The sequence below is a fragment of the Streptococcus sp. 1171_SSPC genome (assembly GCF_001069335.1).
Lineage (GTDB): Bacteria > Bacillota > Bacilli > Lactobacillales > Streptococcaceae > Streptococcus > Streptococcus xiaochunlingii.
This window is the reverse complement of the sequence record NZ_JWAK01000028.1, coordinates 1-16,882: the sequence shown is the minus strand read 5'-3', so window position 1 is coordinate 16,882 and position 16,882 is coordinate 1. Positions and strand designations below refer to the sequence as shown.

Sequence of the window (16,882 nt, the reverse complement as noted above, 5' to 3'; positions counted from 1 at the left end):
ATGTTAGTACCTAAACGTGTAAAACACCGTCGCGAATTCCGTGGTAAAATGCGCGGTGAAGCAAAAGGTGGAAAAGAAGTATCATTCGGTGAATACGGTCTTCAGGCTACAACTAGCCACTGGATTACTAACCGCCAAATCGAAGCTGCTCGTATTGCCATGACTCGTTACATGAAACGTGGTGGTAAGGTTTGGATCAAGATCTTCCCACACAAATCATACACCGCTAAAGCTATCGGGGTACGTATGGGATCTGGTAAAGGGGCACCTGAAGGTTGGGTAGCACCAGTTAAACGTGGTAAAGTAATGTTTGAAGTTGCTGGTGTATCTGAAGAGATCGCTCGCGAAGCGCTTCGTCTTGCAAGCCACAAATTGCCAGTTAAATGTAAATTCGTAAAACGTGAAGCAAAATAAGGAGAGGTCATGAAACTTACAGAAGTAAAAGAATTTGTTAAAGAACTTCGTGGTCTTTCTCAAGAAGAACTCGCGAAGCGTGAAAATGAATTGAAAAAAGAATTGTTTGAACTTCGTTTCCAAGCTGCTGCAGGTCAATTGGAGCAAACTGGACGTTTGAAAGAAGTGAAAAAACAAATCGCTCGTATCAAAACTGTTCAATCAGAAGCTAAATAATAGACTAGGGAAGGAGAATTTCAATGGAACGCAATAATCGTAAAGTTCTTGTTGGACGCGTTGTGTCTGACAAAATGGACAAAACAATCACAGTTGTAGTTGAAACTAAACGTAACCACCCAGTCTATGGTAAACGTATCAACTATTCTAAAAAATACAAAGCACATGATGAAAACAACGTTGCCAAAGAAGGCGATATCGTTCGTATCATGGAAACTCGTCCGCTTTCAGCTACAAAACGCTTCCGTCTTGTAGAAGTTGTTGAAGAAGCGGTTATCATCTAATCAAACCTGAAAGGAGAAAACTGAAATGATTCAAACAGAAACTCGTTTGAAAGTCGCAGACAACAGCGGTGCTCGCGAAATCTTGACTATCAAAGTTCTTGGTGGTTCAGGACGTAAATTTGCAAACATCGGTGATGTTATTGTGGCATCTGTAAAACAAGCTACTCCTGGTGGTGCGGTTAAAAAAGGTGACGTTGTAAAAGCTGTTATCGTTCGTACTAAATCAGGTGCTCGTCGTAAAGATGGTTCATACATCAAATTCGACGAAAATGCTGCAGTGATCATCCGTGAAGACAAAACTCCTCGCGGAACTCGTATCTTTGGCCCAGTCGCTCGCGAATTGCGTGACGGTGGTTTCATGAAGATCGTATCACTTGCTCCAGAAGTACTTTAATTTTAAAAATCACAAACACAGTCCCCTGGCTCATTGGCCAGGGTGCCCATCGGGCGTAAGAATAAAAGGAGAATAAAATGTTTGTAAAAACTGGCGACAAAGTTCGTGTAATTGCTGGTAAAGACAAAGGTGTTGAAGCTAAAGTCGTTGCTGCTCTTCCAAAAGTAAATAAAGTTGTTGTTGAAGGTGTAAACCTTGTTAAAAAACACCAACGTCCAAATAACGAAAACCCTCAAGGTGCTATCATCGAAAAAGAAGCTCCAATCCATGTATCAAACGTTCAAGTTTTAGACAAGAACGGTGTTGCAGGACGTGTTGGCTACAAATTCGTAGACGGCAAAAAAGTTCGTTATAACAAAAAATCAGGCGAAGTGCTTGACTAATCACGAAGGAAAGGAGAAGTATAATGGCTAATCGTTTAAAAGAAAAATACCTTAATGAAGTAGTTCCAGCTTTGACTGAACAATTTAACTACTCATCAGTTATGGCAGTGCCAAAAGTTGATAAGATCGTTTTGAACATGGGTGTTGGAGATGCTGTTTCTAACGCTAAAAACCTTGAGAAAGCTGCTGAAGAATTGGCATTGATCTCAGGTCAAAAACCACTTATCACAAAAGCTAAAAAATCAATCGCCGGCTTCCGTCTTCGTGAAGGTGTAGCGATCGGTGCGAAAGTAACTCTTCGTGGCGAACGTATGTACGAATTCTTGGACAAATTGGTTTCAGTTTCACTTCCACGTGTTCGTGACTTCCATGGTGTTCCAACAAAATCATTTGACGGACGCGGAAACTACACACTTGGTGTGAAAGAACAATTGATCTTCCCAGAAATCAACTTTGATGATGTTGATAAAACTCGTGGTTTGGATATCGTAATCGTAACTACTGCGAACACAGACGAAGAATCACGTGCATTGCTTACTGGCCTTGGTATGCCGTTTGCAAAATAATATAGGAGGTAAAACTAATGGCTAAAAAATCTATGATTGCTAAGAACAAACGCCCAGCGAAGTTCTCTACTCAAGCATACACTCGCTGTGAACGTTGTGGACGTCCACACTCAGTTTACCGCAAGTTTAAACTTTGCCGTGTTTGCTTCCGTGAATTGGCATACAAAGGACAAATCCCTGGTGTCACTAAAGCATCTTGGTAATAGCATGATACAAAGAGCGTGACAACCTCAGCAAAAATAGAAGATTTGATGCAGGAGCGATGCTCCAAGACAAATCTATCTTTTTTGCCCAGGTTGTAGCTCGTGTTCAAATGAGAAATCCTCATTTGTATGTATCAAAACTTTCTGAGCCTAGCTCAATCATTAACTAGCAAGTGAAACATTCAAACTACTAGTAAGAGGAGAAATATAAAATGGTTATGACTGACCCAATCGCAGACTTCCTAACTCGTATTCGTAACGCTAACCAAGCAAAACACGAAGTACTTGAAGTACCTGCATCAAACATCAAAAAAGGGATTGCTGAAATCCTTAAACGCGAAGGTTTTGTAAAAAACGTTGAAGTAATCGAAGATGACAAACAAGGTATCATCCGCGTGTTCTTGAAATACGGAGCAAACGGTGAAAAAGTTATCACAAACTTGAAACGTGTTTCTAAACCAGGTTTGCGTGTTTACAAAAAACGTGAAGATCTTCCAAAAGTTCTTAATGGACTTGGAATTGCTATCCTTTCAACTTCTGAAGGTTTGCTTACTGATAAAGAAGCACGCCAAAAGAACGTTGGTGGGGAAGTTATCGCTTACGTTTGGTAATATTTAGCTCCCAATTTCGTTGTGACTCTTCGTTATCGTCTCTTGCCTAACCCAAAGTTATGTCTGCGAGACGATGCCTCGATTCACTTAGAAATTGAGAACTAAACATTAACTTTTAAATCAAAATGATTTAAACCCCGTGAAAACTGGCCTTCAAAGGCCTGACAATTTAACAGGAGAATAAAAACATGTCACGTATTGGTAATAAAGTTATCGTGTTGCCTGCTGGTGTTGAACTCACTAACAATGACAACGTTGTAACTGTAAAAGGACCTAAAGGAGAACTTACTCGTGAGTTCTCAAAAGATATTGAAATCCGTGTGGAAGGTACTGAAGTAACCCTTCACCGTCCAAACGATTCAAAAGAAATGAAAACTATCCACGGAACTACTCGTGCCCTTTTGAACAACATGGTAATTGGTGTCTCAGAAGGATTCAAGAAAGAACTTGAAATGCGCGGGGTTGGTTACCGTGCACAACTTCAAGGATCAAAACTTGTTTTGGCTGTTGGTAAATCACATCCAGACGAAGTTGAAGCTCCAGAAGGAATTACTTTTGAACTTCCAAACCCAACAACAATCGTTGTTAGCGGAATTTCAAAAGAAGTAGTTGGTCAAACAGCTGCTTACGTACGTAGCCTTCGTTCACCAGAACCTTACAAAGGTAAAGGGATCCGTTATGTTGGTGAATTCGTTCGCCGTAAAGAAGGTAAAACAGGTAAATAATGTAGTTTGGTTGTTTTTCAACCAATCTTCATCTTACCAACTCAGTGCTTAGCACATGATTTTAAAATTAAGAGGTGAAAATTGTGATTTCGAAACCAGATAAAAATAAAATCCGTCAAAAACGCCACCGTCGCGTTCGCGGAAAACTCTCTGGAACTGCTGATCGCCCACGTTTGAACGTATTCCGTTCTAATACAGGCATCTACGCTCAAGTAATTGATGACGTAGCGGGTGTAACGCTCGCAAGCGCTTCAACTCTTGACAAAGAAGTTTCAAAAGGAACTAAAACTGAACAAGCCGTTGTTGTCGGCAAACTTGTTGCTGAACGTGCAGTTGCTAAAGGTATTTCTGAAGTGGTGTTCGACCGCGGTGGATATCTATATCACGGACGTGTTAAAGCTTTGGCTGATGCAGCTCGTGAAAACGGATTGAAATTCTAATAGGAGGACACTAGAAAATGGCATTTAAAGACAATGCAGTTGAACTTGAAGAACGTGTAGTTGCCATCAACCGTGTTACAAAAGTTGTTAAAGGTGGACGTCGTCTTCGCTTTGCAGCTCTTGTAGTTGTTGGTGACCGTAACGGACGTGTTGGTTTTGGTACAGGTAAAGCTCAAGAAGTACCAGAAGCAATCCGTAAAGCAGTAGAAGATGCTAAGAAAAACTTGATTGAAGTTCCTATGGTTGGAACAACAATTCCTCATGAAGTAACATCAGTATTTGGTGGAGCTCGTGTATTGTTGAAACCAGCTATCGAAGGGGCTGGGGTTGCTGCAGGTGGTGCAGTTCGTGCCGTTGTTGAATTGGCAGGTATTGCAGATGTAACATCTAAATCACTTGGATCAAACACTCCAATCAACATTGTTCGTGCAACAGTGGAAGGTTTAGCTCAATTGAAACGCGCTGAAGAAGTTGCTGCCCTTCGTGGTATTTCAGTTTCTGACTTGGCTTAAGAAAGGAGATTCAAATGGCTCAAATTAAAATTACTTTGACTAAGTCTCCAATCGGACGCATCCCGTCACAACGTAAAACTGTTGTAGCACTTGGACTTGGCAAATTGAACAGCTCTGTTATTAAAGAAGATAACCCAGCAGTACGTGGTATGATCACTGCAGTATCTCACTTGGTAACACTTGAAGAAGTAAAATAATCTATTAAAAAAAAGAAACAAGGTTTTCAGGGGTATGAGAAATTTCTCATCCCCTAAAACTAAATATAAGTATAGGCGAGTTTGTAGTCGGGACACCTTTTCCTGATTACAAGCGTTAGCAATTTACAAAAGAGGAGAAAATAATAATGAAACTTCATGAATTACAACCTGCTGCAGGTTCACGTAAAGTCCGCAACCGTGTTGGTCGTGGTACTTCATCTGGTAATGGTAAAACTTCTGGCCGTGGTCAAAAAGGTCAAAAAGCTCGTAGCGGTGGCGGTGTACGTCTTGGTTTTGAAGGTGGACAAACTCCATTGTTCCGTCGTCTTCCAAAACGTGGATTTACAAACATCAATGCTAAAGAATATGCTATTGTGAACCTTGATCAGTTGAACGTCTTCGAAGATGGTGCTGAAGTAACACCAGTAGTACTTGTGGAAGCAGGTATTGTAAAAGCTGAAAAATCAGGAATTAAAATTCTTGGTAACGGAGAATTGACTAAGAAATTGTCTGTTAAGGCAGCTAAATTCTCTAAATCAGCTGAAGAAGCTATCACTGCTAAAGGTGGTTCAGTAGAAGTCATCTAAGAGGGGTGACCTATGTTCTTTAAATTATTAAAAGATGCATTTAAGGTTAAACAAGTAAGATCAAAAATTTTATTTACTATTTTTATCATACTTGTCTTCCGAATCGGGACCACGATCACGGTTCCTGGTGTGAATGCGAAAATCCTTAACAACTTACAAGATGTTTCCTTCTTGAATATGATGAGCTTGGTGTCAGGGAATGCCATGAGAAACTTCTCTGTCTTCGCCCTCGGGGTGAGTCCTTACATCACGGCTTCCATCGTAGTTCAGCTCCTTCAAATGGATTTGCTTCCGAAATTTGTTGAGTGGGGGAAACAAGGAGAAGTTGGGCGGAGAAAGTTGAATCAGGCAACACGCTATATTGCCTTGGTTCTAGCTTTCGTTCAATCCATTGGAATTACAGCTACTTTCCATACTTTGTCACAAGCTAAATTGGTATCCACACCGAACGTTGAAACCTACATCTTGATTGGTGCGATTTTAACGACGGGTTCAATGATTGTCACTTGGCTTGGAGAACAAATTTCCGATAAAGGATACGGGAATGGTGTTTCTATGATTATCTTTGCGGGGATTGTTTCTTCAATTCCAGAGATGATCAAAGGTGTTTACGAAGATTCATTTGTTAACGTTCGTCATGGACAATTGACTAATTCACTAATTTTCATAGGTGTGTTAATCTTAGCGGTATTAGTGATTGTTTACTTCACAACCTTTGTGGAACAAGCACAGTATAAAATTCCAATTCAATACACAAAAATTGCACAAGGAGCACCATCTAGCTCATATCTTCCATTGAAGGTGAACCCAGCTGGAGTTATTCCTGTCATCTTTGCTAGTTCGATCACAGCTGCACCGGCAGCAATTTTCCAGGTCATTAGTGCCATGGGTTACAATGCTGGATGGGTTCGAACAGCACAATCTATGTTAGCGACCAATACACCAACAGGTGTAGCAATGTATGCTTTGCTAATCATCTTGTTTACTTTCTTCTACACATTTGTACAGATTAACCCAGAAAAAACTGCGGAAAATCTACAAAAGAGTGGTGCCTACATTCCAGGTGTACGTCCGGGTAAGGGAACGGAAGACTACATGTCACGTCTTCTTAGACGGTTGGCTACGGTTGGTTCTCTCTTCCTTGGATTCATCACCATTATTCCAATCCTTGCTCGGGATGTCTTTGGTTTGACAGATACAGTTGCTCTTGGAGGAACTAGTCTCTTGATTATCATCTCAACTGGTATTGAAGGAATGAAACAATTAGAAGGTTACTTATTGAAACGCAAATACATTGGTTTCATGGATACAACAGAATAGAATTAGGTTGACATTGTCAACCTTCTATTTTGTTTTTGAATAAGTTTGTTAGATCGTAACAGACTTATTTAAAAACAAAATAAGGAGCAAATGATTATGAATCTATTAATCATGGGATTGCCTGGAGCAGGTAAGGGGACACAAGCGGCTAAGATTGTAGAACAATTTCAAGTTGCACATATCTCAACTGGGGATATGTTCCGTGCTGCAATGGCTAATCAAACCGAAATGGGTGTGTTGGCAAAATCATTCATCGATAAAGGTGAATTGGTGCCAGATGATGTGACAAACGGGATTGTAAAAGAACGTTTGGCTCAAGACGATATTAAAGAAAAAGGATTCCTCTTAGATGGTTTCCCTCGCACGATTGAACAAGCACATGCTTTGGATCAAATCTTGGTCGACCTTGGTCTTGAACTTGAGGGAGTGATCAACATCGAAGTAGATCCATCTTGCCTTCTTGAACGCTTGAGTGGACGTATCATTCACCGTGAAACAGGTGAAACCTACCATAAGGTATTCAATCCACCAGCTGATTACAAGGAAGAAGACTATTACCAACGTGAGGACGATAAGCCAGAAACGGTTAAACGTCGCTTGGATGTGAATATTGCTCAAGGTGAGCCGATTCTTGCTCATTATCGTGCAAAAGGGTTAGTCCATGATATCGAAGGAAATCAAGACATTAACGACGTCTTTAAAGATATCCAAAAAGTCTTGGAGAATTTGAAATAAAAACGTTTTAGTCACTTGCAATAATTGATAACAAGTGATACAATGAATTAGTCTGACTTATAATTGTTACCTCTGTGCTCAGAGGAATGAATCGAAATTTATGGAGGTACTTTTGCGTGGCAAAAGACGATGTGATTGAAGTAGAAGGCAAAGTAGTCGATACGATGCCGAATGCTATGTTTACGGTTGAACTTGAAAATGGACATCAGATTTTAGCAACAGTTTCTGGTAAAATTCGTAAAAACTATATTCGTATTTTAGCGGGAGATCGTGTTACAGTGGAGATGAGTCCGTACGATTTGACACGTGGACGTATCACATACCGCTTTAAATAATCGAAAAACTTGGAGGGATAAAAATGAAAGTAAGACCATCGGTCAAACCAATTTGCGAATACTGTAAAGTAATTCGTCGTAATGGTCGTGTTATGGTAATTTGCCCAGCAAATCCAAAACACAAACAACGTCAAGGATAAGATAGAAAGGAGAAAACATGGCTCGTATTGCTGGAGTTGACATTCCAAATGACAAACGTGTAGTAATTTCATTGACTTATGTATACGGTATCGGACTTCCAACATCTAAGAAAATTCTTGCTGCTGCAGGCGTTTCTGAAGATATTCGTGTTCGCGACCTTACACCAGATCAAGAAGATGCTATCCGTCGTGAAGTTGACGCAATTAAAGTAGAAGGTGACCTTCGTCGTGAAGTGAACTTGAACATTAAACGTTTGATGGAAATCGGTTCATACCGTGGTATCCGTCACCGTCGTGGACTTCCTGTTCGTGGACAAAACACTAAAAACAATGCTCGCACTCGTAAAGGTAAAGCTGTTGCGATTGCTGGTAAGAAAAAATAAGAAAATAAAATAAGGAGGTAAAAATCTTGGCTAAACCAACACGTAAACGTCGTGTGAAAAAGAATATCGAATCAGGTATTGCTCATATTCACGCAACATTTAATAACACAATTGTTATGATTACTGATGTGCATGGTAACGCAATTGCATGGTCATCTGCAGGTGCTCTTGGTTTCAAAGGTTCTCGTAAATCTACACCATTTGCTGCACAAATGGCTTCAGAAGCTGCTGCAAAATCAGCTCAAGAACATGGTCTTAAATCAGTAGAAGTTACTGTTAAAGGTCCTGGTTCTGGTCGTGAGTCTGCTATTCGTGCTCTTGCTGCTGCTGGTCTTGAAGTTACTGCAATCCGCGATGTGACTCCTGTGCCACACAATGGTGCTCGTCCTCCAAAACGTCGCCGTGTATAATCATCAACAATTACACAGCTTTTCGTTTCAGAGGGAGTATAGCAAATGATTGAGTTTGAAAAACCAAATATAACAAAAATTGATGAAAATAAAGATTACGGTGTATTTGTAGTAGAACCACTTGAACGTGGTTATGGTACAACACTAGGGAACTCTCTTCGTCGCGTATTATTAGCTTCACTTCCAGGTGCTGCTGTTACTTCAATTAACATTGAAGGTGTATTGCACGAATTTGATACAGTTCCAGGTGTCCGTGAAGACGTTATGCAAATCATTCTTAACGTTAAAGGGATCGCTGTAAAATCTTACGTCCAAGACGAAAAGATTATTGAACTTGATGTAGAAGGTCCTGCAGAAGTGACTGCTGGAGATATTCTTACAGATAGTGATATTGAAATTGTAAACCCTGATCATTATCTTTTCACAATCGGTGAAGGATCAAGCTTCAAAGCGACTTTGACTGTAAACAGCGGTCGTGGTTATGTTCCAGCTGATCAAAATAAAAAAGATGATGCACCAGTAGGTACACTTGCTGTAGATTCAATCTATACGCCAGTGACAAAAGTTAATTACCAAGTTGAACCAGCTCGCGTTGGTAGCAACGATGGTTTTGACAAACTAACCCTTGAAATCTTAACAAATGGAACAATTATTCCAGAAGATGCTTTAGGTTTATCTGCTCGTATTTTGACAGAACACCTTAACCTCTTTACGAACTTAACAGAAATCGCAATTGCGACAGATGTTATGAAGGAAGTAGATACAGCATCAGATGATCGAGTACTAGAACGTACCATCGAAGAATTGGATCTTTCTGTTCGTTCATATAACTGTTTGAAACGTGCCGGTATCAATACTGTGTATGATTTGACAGAAAAATCTGAACCTGAAATGATGAAGGTTCGTAACCTTGGACGTAAGAGTCTCGAAGAAGTTAAAGTTAAGCTTGCCGATTTAGGCCTTGGGCTAAAAAACGATAAATAGAGGAGGAATACATGGCTTACCGTAAACTAGGACGCACTAGCTCACAACGTAAAGCAATGCTTCGTGATTTGACTACAGATCTTATCATCAATGAAGCAATCGTAACAACTGAAGCACGTGCAAAAGAAATCCGTAAATCAGTTGAAAAAATGATTACTTTAGGTAAACGTGGTGACTTGCATGCACGTCGTCAAGCAGCTGCTTACGTACGTAACGAAGTTGCATCACAAAACTTTGATGAAGAAACTGGTAAATATTCAGAAACAACTGCACTTCAAAAATTGTTCTCTGAACTTGCACCACGTTATGCTGAGCGCAATGGTGGATATACTCGTATCCTTAAAACTGAACCACGCCGTGGGGATGCTGCGCCAATGGCAATTATCGAATTAGTATAAAATCATCAATTTTGTTGAGTGTTATGATGTTGGAAGGACTGAATAGTTCTTCTTAGTCTAGCTCTGGTCTGCCGCTAGGATTTATCCTAGCGGTAACACTCATCATATTGAGGTAAATGGTAGACGCTTGTTTACGAAATTGCTTTAATTTAAAACAATTTCGTAAGCAGGCGTTTTTTTGATATAATAGAAGAGTTATGACAGTAAAAGAAAAATCACAAGCATTCGCCCAGCAATTATTGGCAAAGCGTTACCTCGCCTCGCTGAAAGATAATCCAGAGCAGTACATTGGGGTTGAACTCGAATTTCCAATCGTAAATACAATGGGGAATAAAACGGATGTACTGGTTACAAAGGCTCTTTTTAAGCATCTGCAAGAAGTTGAAGAGTTTATTGCGATTAAAGAAGATGAAGATGGGAACCCAGTCCAGTTACAGCATAAAATAAACAAAGATCAAATTGTATTTGAGTTATCTTACAATACCATTGAATTTGCTTTTGAAAAGACTAAAACCATCCAAGAAGTCGAAAGCCGGTTTCAACACTATTTAGGAATCATTCAACCATTCTTAAGAGAGAGAAAGCATCAAATAGAAGGAAAAGGCATCCATCCTTATTGGAGAATAAATGATAATCAACCTGTAAAAATTGATCGTTATAAAATGCTGATTCAATTCTTGCAACTGTCTGGACAAGATCCTAACCATCGATTCCATCATTATCCAGACTATGGAACCTTTATTTGCGGCAATCAAGTACAATTGGATGTTTCAAGAACGAATTATTTGGAAATAATTAATGCAATGAATAAGGTGGAGCCAGCAAAAGCATATCTGTTTGCTAATTCCATTTTCGCTGGAGAAGACTGGGATACGAAGATCTCAAGAGATATTTTCTGGGAAGATTCCATGCATGGCTTTTATCAGGAAAATGTTGGTGTAAATCCTAAGGCGTTTATAAATGAACATGACTTTCTAGAATATTTAGCGAAGACTGCCTTGTTTTATGTTTATCGTGAGGATGAAATCTTATATTTAGAACCTATTAGAGTAGAAGATTATCTCGCAAAAGAAAAAATAGTAGCCTATCGCTTAGATGGAACTAGACAAGAAATAAAACCGCAGGAAGAGGACCTGAAGAATCATAGAAGCTACCATTTTCAAGATTTAACAACAAGAGGAACCATCGAATATAGAAGTGTTTGTACGCAACCATTAAATAAAACATTTGCACCAATTGCATTTCATGTTGGATTGCATCACAATATCAAAGAATTAGACGAGTATTTAGCTCAAAATATCATTTTTGATTTTAATAAAGATAATCCGAAAGAATTAAGAAGGCAATATTCGAAAAAACAGTTAACTGAAAGTGAATTAGTGAAAATTAAACAATATTCGCTAGATCTGTTAAAAATCTCAAAAAGAGGATTGATTGATCGAGGAAACCGAGAAGAGGTTTATCTCGAAGAAATCATAAAAGAACTTGGGAAGTGCTGATTTAACAGCATTTCCTTTTTTCAAATTAAAAAAACAATAAAAAATTTAAAAAAATAGAAAAAAGATATTGACAAGGTCATATGGTCGTGATATACTAATATAGTTGTCGCGCGAGAGCGACAAAGACCTTTGAAAACTGAACAAGACGAACCAATGTGCAGGGCACTATAACTAAGGTTATAGTACTGAACAATGAAAAAAACAATAAATCTGTCAGTGACAGAATGAGTTTAAGACAAACAATTATTTTAATGAGAGTTTGATCCTGGCTCAGGATGAACGCTGGCGGCGTGCCTAATACATGCAAGTAGAACGCTGAAGGAAGGAGCTTGCTCTTTCCGGATGAGTTGCGAACGGGTGAGTAACGCGTAGGTAACCTGCCTGGTAGCGGGGGATAACTATTGGAAACGATAGCTAATACCGCATAACAGTAGATGTTGCATGATATCTGCTTGAAAGGTGCAATTGCATCACTACCAGATGGACCTGCGTTGTATTAGCTAGTTGGTGAGGTAACGGCTCACCAAGGCGACGATACATAGCCGACCTGAGAGGGTGATCGGCCACACTGGGACTGAGACACGGCCCAGACTCCTACGGGAGGCAGCAGTAGGGAATCTTCGGCAATGGACGGAAGTCTGACCGAGCAACGCCGCGTGAGTGAAGAAGGTTTTCGGATCGTAAAGCTCTGTTGTAAGAGAAGAACGAGTGTGAGAGTGGAAAGTTCACACTGTGACGGTATCTTACCAGAAAGGGACGGCTAACTACGTGCCAGCAGCCGCGGTAATACGTAGGTCCCGAGCGTTATCCGGATTTATTGGGCGTAAAGCGAGCGCAGGCGGTTAGATAAGTCTGAAGTTAAAGGCTGTGGCTTAACCATAGTACGCTTTGGAAACTGTTTAACTTGAGTGCAAGAGGGGAGAGTGGAATTCCATGTGTAGCGGTGAAATGCGTAGATATATGGAGGAACACCGGTGGCGAAAGCGGCTCTCTGGCTTGTAACTGACGCTGAGGCTCGAAAGCGTGGGGAGCAAACAGGATTAGATACCCTGGTAGTCCACGCCGTAAACGATGAGTGCTAGGTGTTGGGTCCTTTCCGGGACTCAGTGCCGCAGCTAACGCATTAAGCACTCCGCCTGGGGAGTACGACCGCAAGGTTGAAACTCAAAGGAATTGACGGGGGCCCGCACAAGCGGTGGAGCATGTGGTTTAATTCGAAGCAACGCGAAGAACCTTACCAGGTCTTGACATCCCTCTGACCGCTCTAGAGATAGAGCTTTCCTTCGGGACAGAGGTGACAGGTGGTGCATGGTTGTCGTCAGCTCGTGTCGTGAGATGTTGGGTTAAGTCCCGCAACGAGCGCAACCCCTATTGTTAGTTGCCATCATTCAGTTGGGCACTCTAGCGAGACTGCCGGTAATAAACCGGAGGAAGGTGGGGATGACGTCAAATCATCATGCCCCTTATGACCTGGGCTACACACGTGCTACAATGGCTGGTACAACGAGTCGCAAGTCGGTGACGGCAAGCTAATCTCTTAAAGCCAGTCTCAGTTCGGATTGTAGGCTGCAACTCGCCTACATGAAGTCGGAATCGCTAGTAATCGCGGATCAGCACGCCGCGGTGAATACGTTCCCGGGCCTTGTACACACCGCCCGTCACACCACGAGAGTTTGTAACACCCGAAGTCGGTGAGGTAACCTTTTAGGAGCCAGCCGCCTAAGGTGGGATAGATGATTGGGGTGAAGTCGTAACAAGGTAGCCGTATCGGAAGGTGCGGCTGGATCACCTCCTTTCTAAGGATAAGGAAACCTGCACGTTCGTCTTGTTTAGTTTTGAGAGGTCTTGTGGGGCCTTAGCTCAGCTGGGAGAGCGCCTGCTTTGCACGCAGGAGGTCAGCGGTTCGATCCCGCTAGGCTCCATTGGTGAGAGATCACCAAGGATGAACATTGAAAATTGAATATCTATATCAAATAGTAACAAGAAAATAAACCGAAAACGCTGTGAATATTTAATGAGTTTTCTAATTTTTTAAGAAATTAGGTTAATAAGGTTAAGTTAATAAGGGCGCACGGTGGATGCCTTGGCACTAGGAGCCGAAGAAGGACGTGACAAACGACGAAATGCCTCGGGGAGCTGTAAGTAAGCTTAGATCCGGGGATGTCCGAATGGGGGAACCCAGCAGGTGATACCTGTTACCCATATCTGTTAAGGATATGAGGAGGAAGACGCAGTGAACTGAAACATCTAAGTAGCTGCAGGAAGAGAAAGCAAAAGCGATTGCCTTAGTAGCGGCGAGCGAAACGGCAGGAGGGCAAACCGAAGAGTTTACTCTTCGGGGTTGTAGGACTGCAATGTGGACTTAAAGATTATAGAAGAACTACCTGGGAAGGTAGGCCAAAGAGAGTAATAGCCTCGTATTTAAAATAGTCTTTATACCTAGCAGTATCCTGAGTACGGCGAGACACGTGGAATCTCGTCGGAATCTGGGAGGACCATCTCCCAACCCTAAATACTCCCTAGTGACCGATAGTGAACCAGTACCGTGAGGGAAAGGTGAAAAGCACCCCGGGAGGGGAGTGAAATAGAACCTGAAACCGTGTGCCTACAACAAGTTCGAGCCCGTTAATGGGTGAGAGCGTGCCTTTTGTAGAATGAACCGGCGAGTTACGATATGATGCGAGGTTAAGTTGAAGAGACGGAGCCGTAGGGAAACCGAGTCTGAATAGGGCGTCTTAGTATTATGTCGTAGACCCGAAACCATGTGACCTACCCATGAGCAGGTTGAAGGTGCGGTAAAACGCACTGGAGGACCGAACCAGGGCACGTTGAAAAGTGCTTGGATGACTTGTGGGTAGCGGAGAAATTCCAAACGAACTTGGAGATAGCTGGTTCTCTCCGAAATAGCTTTAGGGCTAGCGTCGACATTAAGATTCTTGGAGGTAGAGCACTGTTTGGGTGAGGGGTCCATCCCGGATTACCAATCTCAGATAAACTCCGAATGCCAATGAATTATGGTCGGCAGTCAGACTGCGAGTGCTAAGATCCGTAGTCGAAAGGGAAACAGCCCAGACCACCAGCTAAGGTCCCAAAATAATTGTTAAGTGGAAAAGGATGTGGGGTTGCACAGACAACTAGGATGTTAGCTTAGAAGCAGCTATTCATTCAAAGAGTGCGTAATAGCTCACTAGTCGAGTGACCCTGCGCCGAAAATGTACCGGGGCTAAAACAATTTACCGAAGCTGTGGATACCTTTAATGGTATGGTAGGAGAGCGTTCTATGTGTGAAGAAGGTATACCGTGAGGAGTGCTGGAACGCATAGAAGTGAGAATGCCGGTATGAGTAGCGAAAGACAGGTGAGAATCCTGTCCACCGTAAGACTAAGGTTTCCAGGGGAAGGCTCGTCCGCCCTGGGTTAGTCGGGACCTAAGGAGAGACCGAAAGGTGTATCCGATGGACAACAGGTTGATATTCCTGTACTAGAGTATGTAGTGATGGAGGGACGCAGTAGGCTAACTAAAGCGTGCGATTGGAAGTGCACGTCTAAGCAGTGAGGTGTGAATTGAGTTAAATGCTTAGTTCTATAACATTGAGCTGTGATGGGGAGCGAAGTTTAGTAGCGAAGTTAGTGATGTCACACTGCCAAGAAAAGCTTCTAGCGTTAAACATACTCTACCCGTACCGCAAACCGACACAGGTAGTCGAGGCGAGTAGCCTCAGGTGAGCGAGAGAACTCTCGTTAAGGAACTCGGCAAAATGACCCCGTAACTTCGGGAGAAGGGGTGCTGACTTCGGTCAGCCGCAGTGAATAGGCCCAAGCAACTGTTTATCAAAAACACAGCTCTCTGCTAAATCGTAAGATGATGTATAGGGGGTGACGCCTGCCCGGTGCTGGAAGGTTAAGAGGAGTGCTTAGCGTAAGCGAAGGTATGAATTGAAGCCCCAGTAAACGGCGGCCGTAACTATAACGGTCCTAAGGTAGCGAAATTCCTTGTCGGGTAAGTTCCGACCCGCACGAAAGGCGTAATGATTTGGGCACTGTCTCAACGAGAGACTCGGTGAAATTTTAGTACCTGTGAAGATGCAGGTTACCCGCGACAGGACGGAAAGACCCCATGGAGCTTTACTGCAGTTTGATATTGAGTGTCTGTGCCACATGTACAGGATAGGTAGGAGCCATAGAGATCGGGACGCCAGTTTCGATGGAGGCGATGTTGGGATACTACCCTTGTGTTATGGCCACTCTAACCCGGATAGGTGATCCCTATCGGAGACAGTGTCTGACGGGCAGTTTGACTGGGGCGGTCGCCTCCTAAAAGGTAACGGAGGCGCCCAAAGGTTCCCTCAGAATGGTTGGAAATCATTCGCAGAGTGTAAAGGTATAAGGGAGCTTGACTGCGAGAGCTACAACTCGAGCAGGGACGAAAGTCGGGCTTAGTGATCCGGTGGTTCCGTATGGAAGGGCCATCGCTCAACGGATAAAAGCTACCCTGGGGATAACAGGCTTATCTCCCCCAAGAGTTCACATCGACGGGGAGGTTTGGCACCTCGATGTCGGCTCGTCGCATCCTGGGGCTGTAGTCGGTCCCAAGGGTTGGGCTGTTCGCCCATTAAAGCGGCACGCGAGCTGGGTTCAGAACGTCGTGAGACAGTTCGGTCCCTATCCGTCGCGGGCGTAGGAAATTTGAGAGGATCTGCTCCTAGTACGAGAGGACCAGAGTGGACTTACCGCTGGTGTACCAGTTGTCTCGCCAGAGGCATCGCTGGGTAGCTATGTAGGGAAGGGATAAACGCTGAAAGCATCTAAGTGTGAAACCCACCTCAAGATGAGATTTCCCATAACTATATGTTAGTAAGAGCCCTGAGAGAAGATCAGGTAGATAGGTTAGGAGTGGAAGTTGTGTGAGCAATGGAGCGGACTAATACTAATAGCTCGAGGACTTATCCAAAAAGTAACTGAGGATATTTACAGCTGGTTAGATTTTTGTTAGAATATAGGTATTCAATTTTGAATGTTCATCATTCAGAGTTAAGTGACGATAGCCTAGGAGATACACCTGTACCCATGCCGAACACAGAAGTTAAGCCCTAGAACGCCGGAAGTAGTTGGGGGTTGCCCCCTGTGAGATATGGTAGTCGCTTAGC

Annotated in this window: 22 protein-coding genes, 1 tRNA gene and 3 rRNA genes; all 26 read left to right on the top strand. The window is 42.4% G+C overall.

The annotated features are described in order from the left end of the window. The 26 genes from rplP (at position 1) to rrf (ending at position 16,882) form a co-directional block, all read left to right on the top strand. On the top strand, positions 1-414 hold the full coding sequence (gene rplP, locus ADF75_RS05420; RefSeq protein WP_023024998.1) for a 50S ribosomal protein L16: 414 nt from the start codon (positions 1-3) through the stop codon (positions 412-414). A gap of 9 nt (positions 415-423) precedes the next feature. Further along, complete coding sequence (gene rpmC / locus ADF75_RS05415) at positions 424-630, top strand: 50S ribosomal protein L29 (protein WP_003002350.1); 207 nt, start codon at positions 424-426, stop codon at positions 628-630. Positions 631-653: 23 nt separating this feature from the next. Continuing rightward, complete coding sequence (rpsQ, locus tag ADF75_RS05410) at positions 654-914, top strand: 30S ribosomal protein S17 (protein ID WP_000440801.1); 261 nt, start codon at positions 654-656, stop codon at positions 912-914. Between the two features lie 25 nt (positions 915-939). Further along, a complete protein-coding gene (gene rplN / locus ADF75_RS05405; protein WP_002894494.1) occupies positions 940-1,308 on the top strand; it encodes a 50S ribosomal protein L14 in 369 nt (122 codons plus the stop codon). Between the two features lie 77 nt (positions 1,309-1,385). Next, a complete protein-coding gene (gene rplX / locus ADF75_RS05400; RefSeq protein ID WP_006595185.1) occupies positions 1,386-1,691 on the top strand; it encodes a 50S ribosomal protein L24 in 306 nt (101 codons plus the stop codon). A 23-nt stretch (positions 1,692-1,714) separates the two neighbouring features. Next, the gene (rplE, locus tag ADF75_RS05395) at positions 1,715-2,257 is read left to right on the top strand and encodes a 50S ribosomal protein L5 (protein ID WP_006595184.1); all 543 of its coding nucleotides are present in this window, start codon (positions 1,715-1,717) and stop codon (positions 2,255-2,257) included. 17 nt (positions 2,258-2,274) lie between these two features. Continuing rightward, complete coding sequence (locus tag ADF75_RS05390; protein ID WP_001085699.1) at positions 2,275-2,460, top strand: type Z 30S ribosomal protein S14; 186 nt, start codon at positions 2,275-2,277, stop codon at positions 2,458-2,460. A gap of 212 nt (positions 2,461-2,672) precedes the next feature. Continuing rightward, positions 2,673-3,071 carry a 30S ribosomal protein S8 gene (gene rpsH / locus ADF75_RS05385; RefSeq protein ID WP_006595183.1) on the top strand — a complete coding sequence of 133 codons (399 nt, stop codon included), beginning with the start codon at positions 2,673-2,675 and terminating at the stop codon, positions 3,069-3,071. Between the two features lie 188 nt (positions 3,072-3,259). Then, positions 3,260-3,796, top strand: coding sequence for a 50S ribosomal protein L6 (rplF, locus tag ADF75_RS05380; RefSeq protein WP_004269753.1), 537 nt, complete (start codon positions 3,260-3,262; stop codon positions 3,794-3,796). A gap of 83 nt (positions 3,797-3,879) precedes the next feature. Next, complete coding sequence (gene rplR, locus ADF75_RS05375; protein ID WP_003010871.1) at positions 3,880-4,236, top strand: 50S ribosomal protein L18; 357 nt, start codon at positions 3,880-3,882, stop codon at positions 4,234-4,236. Between the two features lie 17 nt (positions 4,237-4,253). Then, positions 4,254-4,748, top strand: a complete 495-nt coding sequence (rpsE, locus tag ADF75_RS05370) for a 30S ribosomal protein S5 (protein ID WP_006595182.1) — start codon at positions 4,254-4,256, stop codon at positions 4,746-4,748. Positions 4,749-4,762: 14 nt separating this feature from the next. Beyond that, positions 4,763-4,945 (top strand): 50S ribosomal protein L30, encoded by a 183-nt coding sequence (rpmD, locus tag ADF75_RS05365; protein ID WP_048789414.1) that lies wholly within the window; start codon positions 4,763-4,765, stop codon positions 4,943-4,945. A gap of 146 nt (positions 4,946-5,091) precedes the next feature. Further along, positions 5,092-5,532, top strand: a complete 441-nt coding sequence (gene rplO, locus ADF75_RS05360; RefSeq protein ID WP_006595181.1) for a 50S ribosomal protein L15 — start codon at positions 5,092-5,094, stop codon at positions 5,530-5,532. Positions 5,533-5,544: 12 nt separating this feature from the next. Next, a complete protein-coding gene (gene secY, locus ADF75_RS05355; RefSeq protein WP_048690557.1) occupies positions 5,545-6,852 on the top strand; it encodes a preprotein translocase subunit SecY in 1,308 nt (435 codons plus the stop codon). A gap of 96 nt (positions 6,853-6,948) precedes the next feature. Further along, on the top strand, positions 6,949-7,587 hold the full coding sequence (locus ADF75_RS05350; protein ID WP_006597039.1) for an adenylate kinase: 639 nt from the start codon (positions 6,949-6,951) through the stop codon (positions 7,585-7,587). Positions 7,588-7,703: 116 nt separating this feature from the next. Then, positions 7,704-7,922 (top strand): translation initiation factor IF-1, encoded by a 219-nt coding sequence (infA, locus tag ADF75_RS05345; protein ID WP_001029883.1) that lies wholly within the window; start codon positions 7,704-7,706, stop codon positions 7,920-7,922. A 23-nt stretch (positions 7,923-7,945) separates the two neighbouring features. After that, positions 7,946-8,062, top strand: a complete 117-nt coding sequence (gene rpmJ, locus ADF75_RS10260; protein ID WP_001808836.1) for a 50S ribosomal protein L36 — start codon at positions 7,946-7,948, stop codon at positions 8,060-8,062. 17 nt (positions 8,063-8,079) lie between these two features. Then, the gene (gene rpsM, locus ADF75_RS05340) at positions 8,080-8,445 is read left to right on the top strand and encodes a 30S ribosomal protein S13 (RefSeq protein ID WP_003009631.1); all 366 of its coding nucleotides are present in this window, start codon (positions 8,080-8,082) and stop codon (positions 8,443-8,445) included. A 26-nt stretch (positions 8,446-8,471) separates the two neighbouring features. Beyond that, entirely contained in the window at positions 8,472-8,855 is a 384-nt protein-coding gene (gene rpsK, locus ADF75_RS05335; protein ID WP_001118385.1) for a 30S ribosomal protein S11, read from the top strand. A 45-nt stretch (positions 8,856-8,900) separates the two neighbouring features. Then, positions 8,901-9,839, top strand: coding sequence for a DNA-directed RNA polymerase subunit alpha (locus ADF75_RS05330; RefSeq protein WP_006595177.1), 939 nt, complete (start codon positions 8,901-8,903; stop codon positions 9,837-9,839). 11 nt (positions 9,840-9,850) lie between these two features. After that, on the top strand, positions 9,851-10,237 hold the full coding sequence (rplQ, locus tag ADF75_RS05325; protein ID WP_006595176.1) for a 50S ribosomal protein L17: 387 nt from the start codon (positions 9,851-9,853) through the stop codon (positions 10,235-10,237). Between the two features lie 197 nt (positions 10,238-10,434). Beyond that, on the top strand, positions 10,435-11,736 hold the full coding sequence (locus tag ADF75_RS05320) for a gamma-glutamylcysteine synthetase (RefSeq protein ID WP_048789413.1): 1,302 nt from the start codon (positions 10,435-10,437) through the stop codon (positions 11,734-11,736). Between the two features lie 247 nt (positions 11,737-11,983). Continuing rightward, positions 11,984-13,532, top strand: a 16S ribosomal RNA gene (locus ADF75_RS05315). Between the two features lie 53 nt (positions 13,533-13,585). Then, positions 13,586-13,658: transfer RNA gene (locus ADF75_RS05310), tRNA-Ala, on the top strand. A 129-nt stretch (positions 13,659-13,787) separates the two neighbouring features. Next, positions 13,788-16,686: ribosomal RNA gene (locus tag ADF75_RS05305) — 23S ribosomal RNA — on the top strand. Between the two features lie 80 nt (positions 16,687-16,766). Next, positions 16,767-16,882: ribosomal RNA gene (rrf, locus tag ADF75_RS05300) — 5S ribosomal RNA — on the top strand. The 16S, 23S and 5S rRNA genes sit together here with 1 tRNA gene alongside, the layout of an rRNA operon.